The organism is Nostoc sp. DedQUE04 (genome assembly GCF_034530995.1).
In the GTDB taxonomy this organism is placed as follows: Bacteria; Cyanobacteriota; Cyanobacteriia; order Cyanobacteriales; family Nostocaceae; genus Nostoc.
This window is the reverse complement of the sequence record NZ_JAVRCA010000008.1, coordinates 1-15185: the sequence shown is the minus strand read 5'-3', so window position 1 is coordinate 15185 and position 15185 is coordinate 1. Positions and strand designations below refer to the sequence as shown.

Genomic DNA, 15185 nt, shown 5'->3' with positions numbered 1-15185 from the left:
ACTGAAACTTTTATGGGGACTCTAGACAAATTAGGGAATGCACAAGTATTTATTCCCTGCCTCCCATCCTGAAGAAGAGTTAACCTTCTCCTGCACTATGTCCACTACCTTCTGACAGGCGTTGTGTAGTGTACGGGCAAGCGGACGCTGTTTTCCCATGTGCGTTTCCAGATTAACTCACTGGGGATTCACTCTAGTCATTTGAAAGCTTAAAAACTTGTGTGCATATTTTCAGATGCCCCTGTATTGCTTCATCCCAAGTGGGGTAGAAGTTTCTTTTTCCATCCATTACCCCACCCATGACCAATGTTTCAAATATCATCGGTTGAGAAAGCAAGTTGCTGCTGCCAGGGTTTAAGTCTATGCCCACGAATCTAGTTGAAATTATAGAGTCTTTAAGTTCATTGATCATAACCGTGGTGCTAGCTGACATTATCCACAAAGACCACTCCATGAAGGACTCAACAGGAATCGGGGTTTGTCCTTCTAATTTGTAATAGTACCGATTAGTCATAATCTCCATTTTGTCACTCAACAGGTTTTAGCCCTGTAAGCTCGTAGGTCAACTGGTTCCCAGGCTGCTTACGCCCTTGGATAAAATCCTGCTTTCTAAGCCGATGTATGGCTGGATATAACCGATGAAATCCCATGTTTAGGGTTTCATGAATCTGGACGGCTCTCAACGGGCCAGTCTTTAGTAATAAATTATAAATTTTAGCTTCATCTTCGTTCATACTTCCCAAAAGTAAATAACGCTAATGGACTCTTAGAAATTCTATGTAAGCAGACAATAATACAAGCCGCTACAAAAACATCTGGAGGCAATTTCTGAAAACCTAAGAAATAACCCTCTGTTAAAATTCTATAGATTGTCTTGGGCGACAAAATACGCGATACCCGGTCAATAGCCGCATGGTAAGGGCTATCAAAAATTTTAAATGGCATAATTGTGTTTTTGTCACACTTTAACTGTCTTGAGGCTTGTAATTTGCTTTTTCTAAGCATTCTGAGCCTAATTTGTATAGAGCTAATCCCAACGTAATTAATTCATATTCAGTTTTATCCTCTATTGCTAATTGTTCTTTTAATTGCTCGTAAAGATAGTTTTGTGAATCAATGATTGCTGCGATTATTGGTTTACTGTTTGTTGGTTCTTCCATAATCCCGTTTTTGTCACTTGCTATATTAAAGCCAAGGCAATACCACCGGAACCGGGAATAAGGTCAAGCGGCCCTGGCGTGTGAGCTTTTAAATTTTAACTGGCTATGGACACACGAGAAAGTCCACTGGGCAGTAATCGTTTTTATTTAAGTTAGTCAAAGCTTTGGCGCTGTTCACCCTTGATAGACAAGGCTTTCGGAAGAGAGCGTTTGCTCAATTTAGTCAAGAATTAGTCAAAGGGTTTTTTGAAGGGCTGGAAGTAGTGGGTGACGAGGGATTTGAACCCGCAACCAATAGATTAAGAGTCCATTGCTCTAAATGAGTAGCATTTGAGTAGCAAAATTCCTGCTTGCGATCGCTAAAAATCTCATAAAAGACAGTGCATTTGAGTAGCAAATGAGTAGAAACGTGACTGAATTCTATAAAAAGCTTGTTGTGACGAGGTTTACTCCTATTTTTACAAACCACGGCATTGGCTTCTTAACTCCAGTTACAATAACATCCTGCTTTAGTTATGACTATTTTTGAGTAGCAAACAAGTAGCAATATACACGAACTATAGCGATTTACTGAAGATTTCACTAAAACAGCAGAAGCAACGCATCTGTGAATGTTAGACTTCTAGGTGCGATCGTAGATCATCCAGTGGAGATGCCGAGTTAGTGGAAATCAATGGTTTTGTTGGTTTCGGGTTCTCAGAAACAAATTCAAAGAGAATTCTGATTTTACCTTTCTGCCAGCCGCCACCCTGAGCCAGTAAAAGCTTACAGTTCGCACCATCTTCAAACCAATCTGAAGCCTTATCCGCTTGTAAGTTGCTGTTCCTATGCACTAAATACTTCAGACGTTGCATCAATTCTTCACCTGTTGATGTTGAAGCCCCAGTCAAGTTAGCATCCTGAGCCATAGAAACAACATCCTCATCAGACAGAATAATTTGATCGCTCATTTAATTTTCTCTTTCAGTAAACAACATGACGGATCAAGCGCCAACTCGATCCATCTTTCCTAAGTTTTCCCATTAACCACCAATTATTAAGCAATAAAAATAATTGATATAGATATATGAGCCGCTTTTTTGTTGCCCTCCTACCACCGCAAGATATTCAAGACTACGCCAACGAGATTAAGCAATACTTTGCCTCACGCTATGCTAGTAGCGGGGCGCTAAAGTCTCCGCCTCATATTACCCTGCAACCGCCCTTTGAATGGGCAGATGATAACTTGCCACTATTAGAAGCATCCTTGAAGGAGTTTACCAGTGGACAACAGCTAGTAGCAATTACACTGCAAGGGTTTGATGCCTTTGTACCTCGTGTCACATACATTAATGTCGTCAAAAGTCAAGAACTTTTAACTTTGCAAGCTGATTTAATGGCTTATACAGAAAGCAACTTGGGAATTGTTGATAAAGTTTCTAAAACCCGCCCTTTTTCCCCCCATTTAACGGTTGCATTTCGGGATTTAACAAAGCAGAATTTTAAAGCTGCTTGGCCAGAATTTGAAAATCGTCAGTTGCATTTTGAGTTTACTGCTGACAAATTAACCTTGCTGCTTCACGACGGGAAGCGCTGGAATATTAAACGAGAGTTTGCTTTTTTCTCTGGTAGTAATTGAGCTTGCAACTAATAATTCAGCCAATGTGGGTAGAATTTAGGATTTTAATTTATAGAATAGGTAATTCAATCACAAACTCGGTGCCCTCACCTTGTGTTGAATGGCAATTTAGCTTACCGTGATGATTGCTAACTACAATTTGGTAAGCAATAGATAAACCTAGTCCTGTTCCTTTACCGATGACTTTTGTAGTATAAAAAGCATCGAATATCTTTGTCTGGTTTGCTTCACTGATTCCTGAGCCATTGTCTGCAATTTTGAGAATAACTCGCTCTCCAATTGCTTCAGTTTTAATCCAAATCATCCCAATATGTCGAAAGTTTTCATCAAAATATTGATTTTTTTGGATTTCTTCAATTGCATCGATACTATTACCAATCAAATTCATAAAAACCTGATTTAGTTCGCCTAGATAGCACTCAACAAGTGGTAATTCTCCATATTCTTTGATTAATTTAATTGCTGGACGATGACCATTTGCTTTAAGTCGATGTCCAAGAATGAGTAGTGTAGTTTCTAAACCTTCATGGAGGTTAGCCAGTTTTTTACCTGCTTCTCCGTGTCGAGAGAATTTATTCAAGGATGACACAATTTCTGTAACGCGATCTGTACCTATTTGCATAGATTGAATAATTTTGGATAAATCATTTAACAAATAATTGATATCTTTTGTTTTAATAGCATTTTGAATTTCATCCGGGGGATCGGGTATATACTTTTGATATAGTTCGAGCAAATTAACAACCTCTTGGAAATACTCTTCAATAAAATGCAAGTTTCCAGCAATAAAATTGATGGGATTATTTACTTCATGGGCAATTCCTGCTGTCATTTGACCCAAAGTTGCGACCTTTTCTGCTTGAATCAGTTGGGTTTGAATCTGTTGTAATTCGGCGTTTTTGTCAATCAAGGTTTTCGTCAAATTTCTCAGTTTCAGTTGGTGCTCTATTCGCACCAATACTTCTTCATACTGAAAAGGTTTAGTAATATAATCTACGGCTCCTAATTGCAATCCTTTAACCTTGTCAGCAGTATCTGAAAGAGCAGTCATAAAAATGATCGGAATATCCCGAATACGGGGATTGCTTTCACTTTTGAGGTATTTACAAGTTTCAAACCCATCGATACCCGGCATCATGATATCAAGCAGGATTAAATCAGGTAAATTATCATTGTCTAATCTCTGAATGGCTTTTTCACCACTGCGAGCTGCCCAAACTTCAAAGCTAGACTGATCCAAAAAGCTCGATAAAACTTGTAAGTTGGCAGGGTTATCGTCCACGACTAAAATAATTCCTCTACTAGGATTGCTATTTAGGAAATTTTTTTGGTCGCCTATAGTTACTGTCATAATATTTCTATCCTATATTGATTCACGTTGCTTCTTTGCAAAACGTTAAAGGAGAAGACTCTCAATTCAAAATTCACGGCATAAAATCACCATAAATTTAGGAAAATTAATCCTTTGAATTTTCGCTCAAAAAATTAAGGATTAAATCTTCATCAAACTGCCTCGCTAGCTGCCGCAATTGGTTAGCAAAGAGAGTGAATTTTGCGTCTGTTTCCTCTAGTTTATCTGCCCATTTTAAAATGTCATTGAAGTTACCTTTACTGGCTAAATTCATCAATTCTTGCAATACATCGGGTGAAGGAGGAGTCAATTTATCTGGTGTATCAAGTGTTGTAGGCGAAGAATTAATTTTTTGTTCCTCAGATTGCTGGTAAATCCATGTCAAACCTAAATTGCACTCTAATTGATGCAGTAATTCATTTGCCTGTACAGGTTTGCTCAAAAAGGTGTCACCTCCTGCTTGCAGACTGCGATGTTGGTCGGCTTCAAAGACACTAGCAGAAGAGACGATAATCTTGATATCGTGGATATCTGGGGTATGACGTAGGTGTTTAATCAATTCAAACCCATCCATTTCTGGCATCAGTAAATCTGTAATCACTAGGTCTGGTTTCAAGGCGATCGCTTTTTCTAAACCTTCTTTACCGTTGCTGGCTTCAACCACCTTGAAACCCAATGGTTGCAGTAAATTTGTAATTACTGTGCGATTCTCCCAGCGATCGTCCACCATTAAGATCGTGCGGGGTCTACCTGCAAAGCCAATGATTTGCCCCTTGGATACAGCCATCGCAGACTGTACCCATTCGTTGGCTTGGGCGATCGCAATTTCAAACCAGAAAGTACTACCCTGACCGATCTCACTTTTAACCTGGATATCGCTACCCATCATCTGCACCAACTGCCGAGTAATAGCTAAACCCAGCCCCGTCCCTTCTATCTGATGCTTTTTTTCACCTACTTGTTCAAATGGCAGAAAAATGCTGCCCAATTGGGTTGGAGTTATGCCAATTCCTGTGTCTTTTACACTAAAGTGAATGCGATATTTCTCTGTCTGTTCATCAGCAGTCAGTCGATCGATTACCTCAACCTCGAAGTTAACTTTACCCTCATCGGTAAATTTAATGGCATTTCCCAGCAGATTCAAAAGAACCTGACGTAACCTTTTGACATCGACATGAACTCCTGTGGGTAAGTTGCTTGTGGGTTCATAGACAAACAAAATGCCTTTTTGTTCTGCCCGAATCTGGCAAATTTCGACAATACCCTGTAAAAAAGACGGAAAATGCACATCTTGAGGATTCAGTTCTAGTTTTCGCGCTTCAATTTTGGAAAGATCCAAAATGTCATTAATTAAAGTCAGTAGATGAGAGCCACACTGTTCAATAATGTTTACATGATATTGCTCTGACTCTGGCAAAGCTTTGGAACGCAGCAAAATTTGAGCGCAACCCAAAATACCATTCAAGGGCGTTCGCAGTTCATGGCTCATGTTGGCTAAAAATTCGCTCTTAGCCCGGTTTGCGGTATCAGCCGCTGCTTTAGATTTTTTCAGTTGAGCTTGTTCAAAAGCTTGTACCTGCCACAAGACAGTGACGATAATCGCTGTCAATCCGCCCACAATTAGGGCGATCAGATCGAGGAATTGTAGCCGAGATTCAATGTTTTGGCGCGGAATTACCAAAGCCACAGACCAATTAGCTTCTTGTAACGGTACATAAGCAACATACTTTTTAGTGCCGTCAATTTCCATCAATTGAATTCCCTGTTGTTTTTTTACCATCTGCTGCGCGATCGCATTTAAATTCCGATCTGGAATTTTCAGCAGGCTGGGTGCAGGTTTTTCTAACGTTGACATTAAGGTTGAGTTGGGATAGACGATCGCTTCTCCTTGGGAATTGAGGGCGAATGCATAGCTGTTCTTGCCGTAGCGCAACGAGTTAACCACCTTTGCAATGCGATCGACTTTAACATTGCCGTGGAAAACCCCAATCGGTGAACGATTGGTAGGAGAATCAGACCAGATTGGAGTGGCGATCGCAATTAAAGGAATACCTGTGGAACGGCTGATAAAGGGATCGGAAATGTTGCTTTTTCCCGCTAATGCTTTTTGAAAGTAGTTTCGATCCTTAATATTCTTATTTGACCGACCAATCTTAGTATTAAAATACGAACCATCCGGGGTAACTATTTGGAAAAAGAAAAATTCATCGATCCGCTCAACTTCTGACTTTAAATAAGGTTCTGCTATAGACCAGTTTAAGGAGCGTACAGTTGAAGTATGAGCAAGGGTTTGTACCTCGACTTTGCGAATATGTAACCACTCCTCAATTTCATCAACTCCTCTCTGTACCTCTAAAAAAGCTTTTCCTCTCAAGTCTTGTAGCGTTATTTTCCGAGCAGCTTGATAGCTAAAATAAGCAGAAATACTCACAAGAAGAGTAGTGCCGCCAAGAATAAATCGAATCAGTAAATTGCGTGAAGAATACATTTTAATGTCAGATGGGCTGGAATTGCCTTTGATCGCAGGGTTCACCCTCTAAATAATGGGTTTGATAAGCAAAAAAAAGGGCTATATTTAGATTGCCCAAAAAATTATTAATAATTGCAGCTATGATTGTTACCCATCGCTGCGATTGTCAATACCCTAAACTTTGCTAACCATTCTTTAAAGACCTGTATTGCGAAGTACGTATAGGCTTACCATCGGGTAATACCAATTCTGTATGAAGATGCGCTAAACCATCTTTAAGTAGAAGAAATAAAAAAGAAAAACGAACCGCAAACGACGCAAAAAATACAAAGAAATAAAGAAAGTAAATAAGTTAAAAGGGTTTGGCGCAGCCTTAAAAAAATGGTATAAATTCCAAAAATATATTTTACAGAAAATATAATAATCAACTTTATCGCTATATTTTTTTGATAAATTAGATAATATTACTGATATTTAAATTTTATAAAATGGTCAATTTTTATCTAGTAAAATAGGTATTTAAAATTAAAACTTTTGGATGATTGGGTAATCTCAACTAAATGTAGGTGAAAGCCAGTAGTCGCAATCTAGGTGACAGTGGTAGCGATTAAATAACTGCCAACTCTATGCAAAATTAATGTGAAAGAGGTTATCAAATCTCATTAACAAGCTACAGTATATACCTATAGCATAAGAACAAATTAGGTAATATTTGCCTTTTGACTAATGACTCAAGTAGATATTCTGATCCTTTCAAATGGCCCAGGTGAAGTAACAACCTGGGTGCGTCCAGTAGTAAAGGCGTTGCGGCAAGAACTAGGGGATGACCGTTCTGTAGTGAGAATTTCTGTGGTATTATCGCCTTGCTCAAATGCCAGTGGTAAAGAAGCAGCGATCGCTCTTTCTTACCCCGAAGTAGATAGAGTTCAGGGAGCAGAACATTTTTGGCAATTTTTGCTTTGGGGCAAAACATTTGAAAATTGGGATTGGAGAAGTCGCGGTGTTATCGTTTTTTTGGGCGGCGATCAAATTTTTCCAGTGATTATAGGCAAAAAGCTCGGATACCGCACAGTTGTTTACGCTGAATGGGAAGCTCGTTGGCATAACTGGATCGATCGCTTTGGCGTGATGAAACCCGAAGTAGCAGCCAAAGTCCCAGCAAAATATGCTCACAAATTCACTGTTGTCGGTGATTTGATGCTAGAAGCTAGTAGTCATTCGTCATTAGTCATTGGTCATTTGTCCTTAGCAAACGACAAAGGACAAATGACTAATGACATAGATGCGTCAACGGCTACTATTCGAGAACGCCAAGGGCGAACCCACAAAGTAGAACAAGAGACTGAATTGATTGGGTTACTCCCTGGTTCAAAAGCAGCAAAATTAGCCCAAGGAGTACCATTATGTTTAGCTATTGCCGAATACATTCATGCAAAAAGACCGCAAATCAGATTTGTGATTCCTGTAGCCCCAACTTTGGATTTACCAACTTTAGCTAGTTTTGCCAATCCCCAAAAGAACTCTATTGCTGAAATCTTTGGCTTTGGCGGTGCTTCCTTAATTATCCCAGAGGATGCTCAAGGCAAGGCATTGCTCAAAACTGCAACGGGCTTAACTGTGGAACTGTGGCAAGAAAATCCTGCATATCACCTATTATCCCAGTGCTGTATCTGCTTGACTACGGTGGGTGCAAACACTGCTGAACTTGGTGCTTTAGGAGTGCCAATGATTGTTTTACTGCCAACGCAGCAACTTGATGCCATGCGTTCTTGGGATGGTTTACCTGGATTGTTGGCAAATCTGCCAGTAGTCGGTACGCTATGCGCTAAGGTGATTAATTGGTCATTTCTGAGATTTGTGAGACGTAAAGGTTTATTAGCATGGCCAAATATCTGGGCACAAGAAGAGATAGTCCCAGAAATTATGGGTAAAGTTCAACCACAAGATATTGGAGAAATGGTTTTAGACTTTTTGGCGAATCCAGAAAAATTGGATAATATGCGCGCTAAACTCCGAAATATTCGCGGTGAAAGCGGTGCAGCGCAGAAGATAGCACAGATTGTTGGTGAGGAGATTGGGAAGTAGGAACAGTTTGGCAGAATTTAATTTGAATTTTTAATAGTGAAACTTAGACAAAAATTAAGCCCAAATGTAGCCCAAACTGGCTTTATAAGTAACAAACACATCACGATAAATGGTCAACCAATCAAAAAATCGAAAAGGTATAGCCGTGTTGTTTTACACTTTCGGTTGGGAATTATAGAAAGTAATAAATACAGGACTTACGCAAAAATAGCCAAAAAGCTTAATTTCTCGTAGACGCTTTGCGGCTTGCTGAAGGGTACCACCAAGACGCCTTCTCTACGGCTTCTGCCAACGCGCAGCGTCTCGTAGAGAAGAACGCCAAGAATTCGTAGAGTTTGCGTAAGTCCTAAAATATATACTTTAAATACAATTATCCTGATGCGATTTTTTTTAGTACCCGCTTATACAAGTATTTTATTGGTAATTTTTTTAGCTGGGTGTTCATCACCACAAAAAGTGCAATTAACAGTACAATCACCCATTTCCTCGCCAAAAGCTGAATCATCTTTGTCTCTAAATAATTCTAAAATTTCATCAGAATCGCCTAAAAATACTTTTCAAGATGCACTAGATGCAGCTGTTAGCGCTACTACTATAAGTCAATCATCTGTATCTAAGGATGATTGGAATTTAGTTTATAGTAAATGGCAAGAAGCAATAAATTTGATGAGAACTATACCATATAATAGCGAAAATTATGCGATCGCTCAGAAAAAAATTGCTGAATATAGTAAGAATTTAAGTTATGCAAAACAGCAAGCTACAAAAAAAGAAATTATCAAAGAAGAAAAGGTATTAATATTAATTCCTCCTGTAAGCAGAGAAACATGTCGAGAGAAAAAAATAATAGAGTCTTTATTTAGAGGTATTCAAAAATATCCTCAGATGATTAATGAGCCGATACCTAAATATGCCCCATATGCTTGGGGTTCGCCATTTCCTTTATTGCATACAGCAGTTGGATTTGGTTGTAAAGTATACGTCGAACTACTAATTTCCATGAATGCAGATGTTAACAATGTGAGTTCTGAGGGCTTAAGACCACTTGATTTTGCATACAGAAAAGATATTGCTGCACTTCTCATTGCAAAAGGTGCAAATATTAATGCAACAAATGATAAAGGTTTAACTGCACTACACTATAAAGCACAAATTAATACTAAAGAAGGTAAGGCACGTATTCATTTAAAAGATATTTTAGAAACATCTGAATTTTTGATATCTAAGGGTGCAAATATAAATGCTAAAGATCGTAATGGCAAAACTCCTCTTGCTTATGCAAAATCAATCAATTTTGAAGAAATGATTAGGCTACTCAAAAGCTATGGAGGACAAGAATAGGTATTATGATATCAAGCCACGCTTAAAAAAGCTTCTCGAACAATCTTGGTGAACTTCTAAAGACCAGCACTTAATCCGAAGATTCGCCATTGCGTCGTCCCAGTTCAAAAATGCCACAACTAATACACGCAAGTATACCTAAGCTGATTCCCCAACTAGACCCTAAACTGAGTTCTACACCCCAGTTAACTAAAGCGCCAACTACCAAAAAAGGCACAATGCTAAACAGTGAGGCGTAGAAAGCGTTTTGGGATTCTCTGGCTTTACGAGTCTTTTCAAATTCTGACTCGCTGGTATAAAGCGATCGTTCGGCAAAGTTAAACCAGCGATTGAGTTGCTCGATTACCCATTCATTGACTTTGGAAAAACCTAGATATAGCGCCAATGACCACAAACTCGCTCCAGCGATCGCGATCGTGTCTAACTCAAAACGGAAAGGTAAAATTTCAGTCAGCATTGCTTGGGGTAGTCCTGCAAAGGGTTAACTTTAGCTGTCAGTAGATGCTAAATAAACCTCTTGTGCAATTTTAAGCATAAAAGCTGACAAGATTTCAACTACTTAACAAATTCCCGCTTTTTAGCTTGAAGCAAACCTAATTTACGGATTGCTGGGTAAATTATCGGGGTCAATACCAAGAGAACGTAAATGCTGTGCAAACTTTTCTGCTTTTTCTTCTGCCGTTAAATACCGATTTCCTTGTTCGTCATACCAAGATAGAAATTCCTGACCAATTCCACCAATAACACCTTGATGTCGTCCAATTCCTAAACCAACCTCTGGCATCCAATGGGGTTCGCCAATTTGTAATTGATAATTTTTATCTACCAATTTGTAAATTTCAAATGGTTGATGTCGATCGCGTTGCCAATATTCGGGGTTGTAAATAATGTAGTAAAGTACGCCAAGTTTCCGATAAATTTCTAACTTTTCGTCGTATTCACTTCCTGGGGAATGGGATACCATCTTCAATGTTAGTATCGGTACTACCTCATTTTCTTCCCAGACAGCGTAACTTCTACGCGATTTACCACCTTTTTTGCGATCGACTCCCAAACTCAAAAACCCATCTGGTACTATGGGAACTCTCGCATTAGCCCCTGTTGTGTGGTAGATTGCCATGTCTACGCCGAAAAACCAATCGGTGCGCGTTGCCCAAATCGAGGTTAATAGGAACAGTAGAATGTTGGACAGAAAATTTTGATCCTCATTATCCACAGGTATATCGTCCGAGCAGGCTAGTTCGTCAGTGCTTGGAAGCCCAACGAGTTTAAGGTTTTCTGACAGCATGACTATTACCGCAGTGGCTTCGGTTTCTTTGATTATCTTTGATTATAGGTAAATTCAACTTGCTAAGGGTGTAGGGAAGGAACGCATTCTAATAGCGTTCTCCACCCCAGCTAAAAACAACTTGCAGGCAACTCTTTTGCTTATGCAATATGTCAGAAGTGTTTTTAGCTGTATTCGATGCCAGGAACCGGACTTGAACCGGTGACACGAGGATTTTCAGTCCTATCTCAATATTGCTTAAAAACCAAGCTAGTTAAGAGTTTTACGTTAAACACTGACTCCTTCGATGTCTTTTTATGCCAGTTTTATGCCAGAATAGTGTAAACAAGTAAGAAATGTGGCAAATATGAGAGAAATTACACCAAGGGAGAATAACGGGTCAATAATCATCAGGTTTTCCCACGCAGGTAAAAGATATAGTTTCAGCCCCACACCCGGAGCAAGTTATCACGACAAGTTAGCACTTGCAAAAGCTGAAGAAATTGCTAATCGAATTTACCAAGACTGCACAACCGGATATTTTGACTCCACATTGACAAAGTACAAGCCTAATGCAATGCAAGGCAGAACAAAGGAAGCCGCTATACAGGACGCTGAAGAAGCAAGAGAGATTGTTGCTGCAAGGCTGTCAGTGAATGCGGTTGATTTACTGCAACTGTTTGAAGACTATACCCGTTTCAAGTCTAAAACCTTGATGGCAAACAGCATGATTGACTACGACCGCATTAAAAACAAGCTTATAAAATGCCCTCACAAGTTAGCGAGAGATGCTGTTGCTGTAATGCACTGGCTAGTAGAAGACCATAAAGGTACATCCACTAGTAGTATCGAGAAGCAGTGGAAATTGATAAATGCTTGCTGTAAATGGGGTGTAGCTAGTGGCAAGTTACAGTCAAACACTTTTGAGGGATTGAGAAACTTAATCCCATCGACAAAAAAATCAGGAACTAAAGAGGATATCAATCCTTTTAGCGATGATGAACGCAAGCAGATTATTAAAGCTTTTTATGCGAATACAAACTATAACTACTACGCTCCATTGGTGGAATTCTTGTTTACTACTGGATGTAGACCAGAGGAAGCACTTGCGTTGCAATGGAAACACATCAAAGGAACGAAGATTACCTTCTGTCAAAAGCTAACAGCAAGTGGCGAGATAGAGGCAGGTACTAAGACCCAATCAAAGCGCTCCATTACAGTAAACAGCCAAATAAAGACCGTCATTAATGCTATCAAACCTGATAAATGTTCTCTTGATGATTTCGTATTTCCTGCTAAAAAAGGTGGTCTTATTGACTGGCATAACTTTGCTAATAGGGCATGGAAGTCTGTACTTGAGACTTTGCCGGAGATTGAGTATAGGAATCCTTACCAGATGAGACATACTGCTATAACAATGATGGTCAGAAGTAACGTTGATAGCGTAATGATAGCTAAGTGGGTAGGCAATTCTCCCAACATGATTGCCAAAAGATATTTGGGTGATGTTAGTGATGTTATGATGCCAGGCAGTTGATTCTGCATTGTGTCGTTGAATCGTCAAAGAACGTATCACTTATGCATATAGGAGTACAACAATGTTGACATATCATGAGCTTTGCAAAACAAAGCCATCTAATAAATTTGTTATTGAACACTCTCACGAATATCAAGTCATTGAAATGAATTGTCGATATAAGGAGGTGACACGTTATGAGACATCGGAAGGGTATATCGTTGTGGAATATAAACGACTAAAGGAGGTCACTCGTGACAGGATACTTTCATCACTAGCTATTATGTTTGTCAATGGGCACTCTTCCCAGATTGGTGGTTACAGTAGTAGTGAGTTAATCTTTGACGATAAAGATTGGATGAATGCCCGAATTAGCGGGGTGCATATTAGAAGTATTGAGTACTTTATAAGGAGGAATGGTCGTGGAATAACACCTCAGCAACTAGTGGAATTATTGAAGCATTACAAACACCTTCCGAGCGACTACCAAATAAAAGACGACAAAGCTAAAGTGCCAGTAAAAACAATTCAATAAACCATTGATTGAATAAATAATCCGAGAGCATTACCTCAGGCTTGATATCGATAGAATCAGCCTTCCAGCGATTGTGAAGCAGTAGGGTATACCCATAAAAAACGGATGCCATCTTAGATGACACCCGTGATACTATCTAAGATGACACCACAGGATGTCATCTTTTTTTATGGGGTATATCAGTATCTTGTACCAACCAAATACCCATTATTTGTTGGCAAAAAAAACAACAATTCGAACCTTGCGTAAGTGAGCAAACTTTAACACCTAGCGACAAAATCGCCTTTAAGGCACTTGCACCAAGTTAACGGTATGTTTTGATGCTTAAGGGTGTTCATGGTCAATCACGGCATCCACAGACAGGGATTTTCTCGCGCTAGTCCAAAAGCCATGTAACGATGAACTTAGGAGTTACTTGTTCAGCCGCGAGTTAAAAACCCCAAAAACATAAAGCCATACAGCCTCTAGTAGAAAATGTTTTTCTAATACCTTAAGGTTTTAGAATAACTTTTTCTGCTAGCGAGTAGCTAACTCACGACAAACCGATTAACCCTTGACCCTTAATCGGGTAAGTTGCCAAGAAAGATTGCTTTCCACTGTTCCACTGTTACGTGTGGATAACGTAGCGCCCACTCTTTTGCCCTTAACTCAAGCTCTATCACGTGGTCATTGTCATCTTGAATATGTGGTCTTGAGTATGCTACAGAATGGGTGTCATTTTGGATGACATCAGCGGTGTTATCGCGGGTGTTATCTAAGGTAGCACCCAATTTACAAGGGTCATTAGCGTACTCTATATCCAAGGGTTCCTCATCTGGCAAGCTCATAGGAACTTGTCTCAATACTGCACTTATTAATTCTTGTGCATAATCTTCAGCCCATATAGGGTCTATTTTGCAACATACAAGCTTTTGCCCGTCCCAAGTCAAAGATAGCAAGCTGTATTCATCACATATTTCTCTTATCCAGCAGTTCAATGAACCTAAGCAAAAAATGAAGGTAATGGGTCTGTAGAACTGTACGATATTGTTTTTCATTGTTAGTATTATTGTTGTTGTCAGAATGAATATTATTAGCACTGGTTTTTAGTGCATAGGACTCTCTCGTTAGTTCGCAGCTATTGAGAGAGTCTTGTTATTTGCGATATCCTCTTAGTGGCTTACATTCCGTTAGAGGATATTTTTATTGCTTAATGGCATCAAATAGCGCTCTAATGATGCGTTCTCTAACATTGCCTTTTTTGTATCTAGCAAAGTTATTCTTCACCTTAGCTATCTTATTCATTGCTTCTAGGTTCTCAATATGATTTAATCCGATATCAGGAGCGCCCTCTATCACATCCAGCTCTCGTAGTTCAGAGGCTTTTTTACCGCATACAGCAAGAGTAACTGAATCATGCGCTTGTGCTGCGTTAAATTTCCATCTTGAACAAGCAAGAGTAAAGGCATTATGGGACTCTCTTAAATACTGTCTTGTTTGTTCCCAGGATTCCCTATTAATAGATGCTTGCGCTTCATACTGTTGTTCAGTCTTGGCTACCTTGAAGACAGCATCACAACGCCGTTGTAGTGCCTCTTGCATACACGCTGATATCAATGCTTGAGCTTTAGTATTATCCTTGAATGCTTGATTTAACCAAAAGCCTGAAGTGACTTCAATAGGCACGATATTAACTGGTTTATTACTGCCCTCTACAGCTATGACCGAAAATTCAGAACTGTTGCCAGGTAAAGCTTTGACCGCATTGGAATGCAAAAAACTGAAAATACAAGAACCTGATACACCTATCTGACTTTTCCCGTTAAGTCTCTTTTGCAAGCTGCCAGCCCTCACAGAGGTCGT

General features: G+C 39.4%; 15 protein-coding genes. 5 read left to right on the top strand and 10 right to left on the bottom strand.

Annotated elements, in window-relative coordinates:
• Window positions 1-193 precede the first annotated feature (193 nt).
• From RM049_RS07500 to RM049_RS07485, 4 genes are all read right to left on the bottom strand, one after another.
• Window positions 194-514 (bottom strand): hypothetical protein, encoded by a 321-nt coding sequence (locus RM049_RS07500; RefSeq protein ID WP_322703719.1) that lies wholly within the window; start codon window positions 512-514, stop codon window positions 194-196.
• Window positions 515-527: 13 nt separating this feature from the next.
• Window positions 528-734: a helix-turn-helix domain-containing protein gene (locus RM049_RS07495; RefSeq protein ID WP_322703718.1), complete on the bottom strand. Its 207-nt coding sequence runs from the start codon at window positions 732-734 to the stop codon at window positions 528-530.
• 231 nt (window positions 735-965) lie between these two features.
• Window positions 966-1160, bottom strand: coding sequence for a hypothetical protein (locus tag RM049_RS07490; RefSeq protein WP_322703717.1), 195 nt, complete (start codon window positions 1158-1160; stop codon window positions 966-968).
• 614 nt (window positions 1161-1774) lie between these two features.
• A complete protein-coding gene (locus RM049_RS07485) occupies window positions 1775-2110 on the bottom strand; it encodes a KGK domain-containing protein (protein WP_322691217.1) in 336 nt (111 codons plus the stop codon).
• 116 nt (window positions 2111-2226) lie between these two features.
• Between RM049_RS07485 and RM049_RS07480 the strand changes: the two genes are divergently transcribed.
• Window positions 2227-2778 (top strand): 2'-5' RNA ligase family protein, encoded by a 552-nt coding sequence (locus tag RM049_RS07480; RefSeq protein ID WP_322703716.1) that lies wholly within the window; start codon window positions 2227-2229, stop codon window positions 2776-2778.
• Window positions 2779-2827: 49 nt separating this feature from the next.
• Here the strand turns inward: RM049_RS07480 and RM049_RS07475 are convergent, their stop codons facing one another.
• Both RM049_RS07475 and RM049_RS07470 read right to left on the bottom strand, forming a co-directional pair.
• Window positions 2828-4129 (bottom strand): sensor histidine kinase, encoded by a 1302-nt coding sequence (locus RM049_RS07475; protein WP_322703715.1) that lies wholly within the window; start codon window positions 4127-4129, stop codon window positions 2828-2830.
• Between the two features lie 106 nt (window positions 4130-4235).
• The gene (locus RM049_RS07470; protein ID WP_322703714.1) at window positions 4236-6617 is read right to left on the bottom strand and encodes a hybrid sensor histidine kinase/response regulator; all 2382 of its coding nucleotides are present in this window, start codon (window positions 6615-6617) and stop codon (window positions 4236-4238) included.
• Between the two features lie 708 nt (window positions 6618-7325).
• On the opposite strand from RM049_RS07470, the gene RM049_RS07465 reads away from it, so the two are divergent.
• A complete protein-coding gene (locus RM049_RS07465) occupies window positions 7326-8684 on the top strand; it encodes a lipid-A-disaccharide synthase (RefSeq protein WP_322703713.1) in 1359 nt (452 codons plus the stop codon).
• Between the two features lie 378 nt (window positions 8685-9062).
• Complete coding sequence (locus RM049_RS07460; RefSeq protein ID WP_322703712.1) at window positions 9063-10025, top strand: ankyrin repeat domain-containing protein; 963 nt, start codon at window positions 9063-9065, stop codon at window positions 10023-10025.
• A 70-nt stretch (window positions 10026-10095) separates the two neighbouring features.
• Here the strand turns inward: RM049_RS07460 and RM049_RS07455 are convergent, their stop codons facing one another.
• Together RM049_RS07455 and RM049_RS07450 are read right to left on the bottom strand one after the other, a co-directional pair.
• Window positions 10096-10482, bottom strand: coding sequence for a hypothetical protein (locus RM049_RS07455; RefSeq protein ID WP_322703711.1), 387 nt, complete (start codon window positions 10480-10482; stop codon window positions 10096-10098).
• Between the two features lie 141 nt (window positions 10483-10623).
• A complete protein-coding gene (locus tag RM049_RS07450) occupies window positions 10624-11313 on the bottom strand; it encodes a Uma2 family endonuclease (protein ID WP_322703710.1) in 690 nt (229 codons plus the stop codon).
• 346 nt (window positions 11314-11659) lie between these two features.
• On the opposite strand from RM049_RS07450, the gene RM049_RS07445 reads away from it, so the two are divergent.
• Window positions 11660-12829, top strand: coding sequence for a site-specific integrase (locus RM049_RS07445; RefSeq protein WP_322703709.1), 1170 nt, complete (start codon window positions 11660-11662; stop codon window positions 12827-12829).
• Between the two features lie 61 nt (window positions 12830-12890).
• On the top strand, window positions 12891-13343 hold the full coding sequence (locus tag RM049_RS07440; RefSeq protein ID WP_322703708.1) for a hypothetical protein: 453 nt from the start codon (window positions 12891-12893) through the stop codon (window positions 13341-13343).
• Window positions 13344-13903: 560 nt separating this feature from the next.
• On the opposite strand, the gene RM049_RS07435 is transcribed toward RM049_RS07440, so the two are convergent.
• Window positions 13904-14380, bottom strand: a complete 477-nt coding sequence (locus tag RM049_RS07435) for a hypothetical protein (protein ID WP_322703707.1) — start codon at window positions 14378-14380, stop codon at window positions 13904-13906.
• Between the two features lie 145 nt (window positions 14381-14525).
• The coding region (locus RM049_RS07430; RefSeq protein WP_322703706.1) for a hypothetical protein at window positions 14526-15185 on the bottom strand (660 nt) is incomplete at its 5' end.

Bases quoted from the DNA above. Each gene is read 5' to 3' on its own strand.
- RM049_RS07490 (WP_322703717.1), bottom strand. From the start codon at position 1,160: ATGGAAGAACCAACAAACAGTAAACCAATAATCGCAGCAATCATTGAT.
- RM049_RS07455 (WP_322703711.1), bottom strand. From the start codon at position 10,482: ATGCTGACTGAAATTTTACCTTTCCGTTTTGAGTTAGACACGATCGCG.
- RM049_RS07445 (WP_322703709.1), top strand. From the start codon at position 11,660: ATGAGAGAAATTACACCAAGGGAGAATAACGGGTCAATAATCATCAGG.
- RM049_RS07495 (WP_322703718.1), bottom strand. From the start codon at position 734: ATGAACGAAGATGAAGCTAAAATTTATAATTTATTACTAAAGACTGGC.
- RM049_RS07460 (WP_322703712.1), top strand. From the start codon at position 9,063: ATGCGATTTTTTTTAGTACCCGCTTATACAAGTATTTTATTGGTAATT.
- RM049_RS07485 (WP_322691217.1), bottom strand. From the start codon at position 2,110: ATGAGCGATCAAATTATTCTGTCTGATGAGGATGTTGTTTCTATGGCT.
- RM049_RS07480 (WP_322703716.1), top strand. From the start codon at position 2,227: ATGAGCCGCTTTTTTGTTGCCCTCCTACCACCGCAAGATATTCAAGAC.
- RM049_RS07435 (WP_322703707.1), bottom strand. From the start codon at position 14,380: ATGAAAAACAATATCGTACAGTTCTACAGACCCATTACCTTCATTTTT.
- RM049_RS07500 (WP_322703719.1), bottom strand. From the start codon at position 514: ATGACTAATCGGTACTATTACAAATTAGAAGGACAAACCCCGATTCCT.
- RM049_RS07450 (WP_322703710.1), bottom strand. From the start codon at position 11,313: ATGCTGTCAGAAAACCTTAAACTCGTTGGGCTTCCAAGCACTGACGAA.
- RM049_RS07440 (WP_322703708.1), top strand. From the start codon at position 12,891: ATGTTGACATATCATGAGCTTTGCAAAACAAAGCCATCTAATAAATTT.
- RM049_RS07475 (WP_322703715.1), bottom strand. From the start codon at position 4,129: ATGACAGTAACTATAGGCGACCAAAAAAATTTCCTAAATAGCAATCCT.
- RM049_RS07470 (WP_322703714.1), bottom strand. From the start codon at position 6,617: ATGTATTCTTCACGCAATTTACTGATTCGATTTATTCTTGGCGGCACT.
- RM049_RS07465 (WP_322703713.1), top strand. From the start codon at position 7,326: ATGACTCAAGTAGATATTCTGATCCTTTCAAATGGCCCAGGTGAAGTA.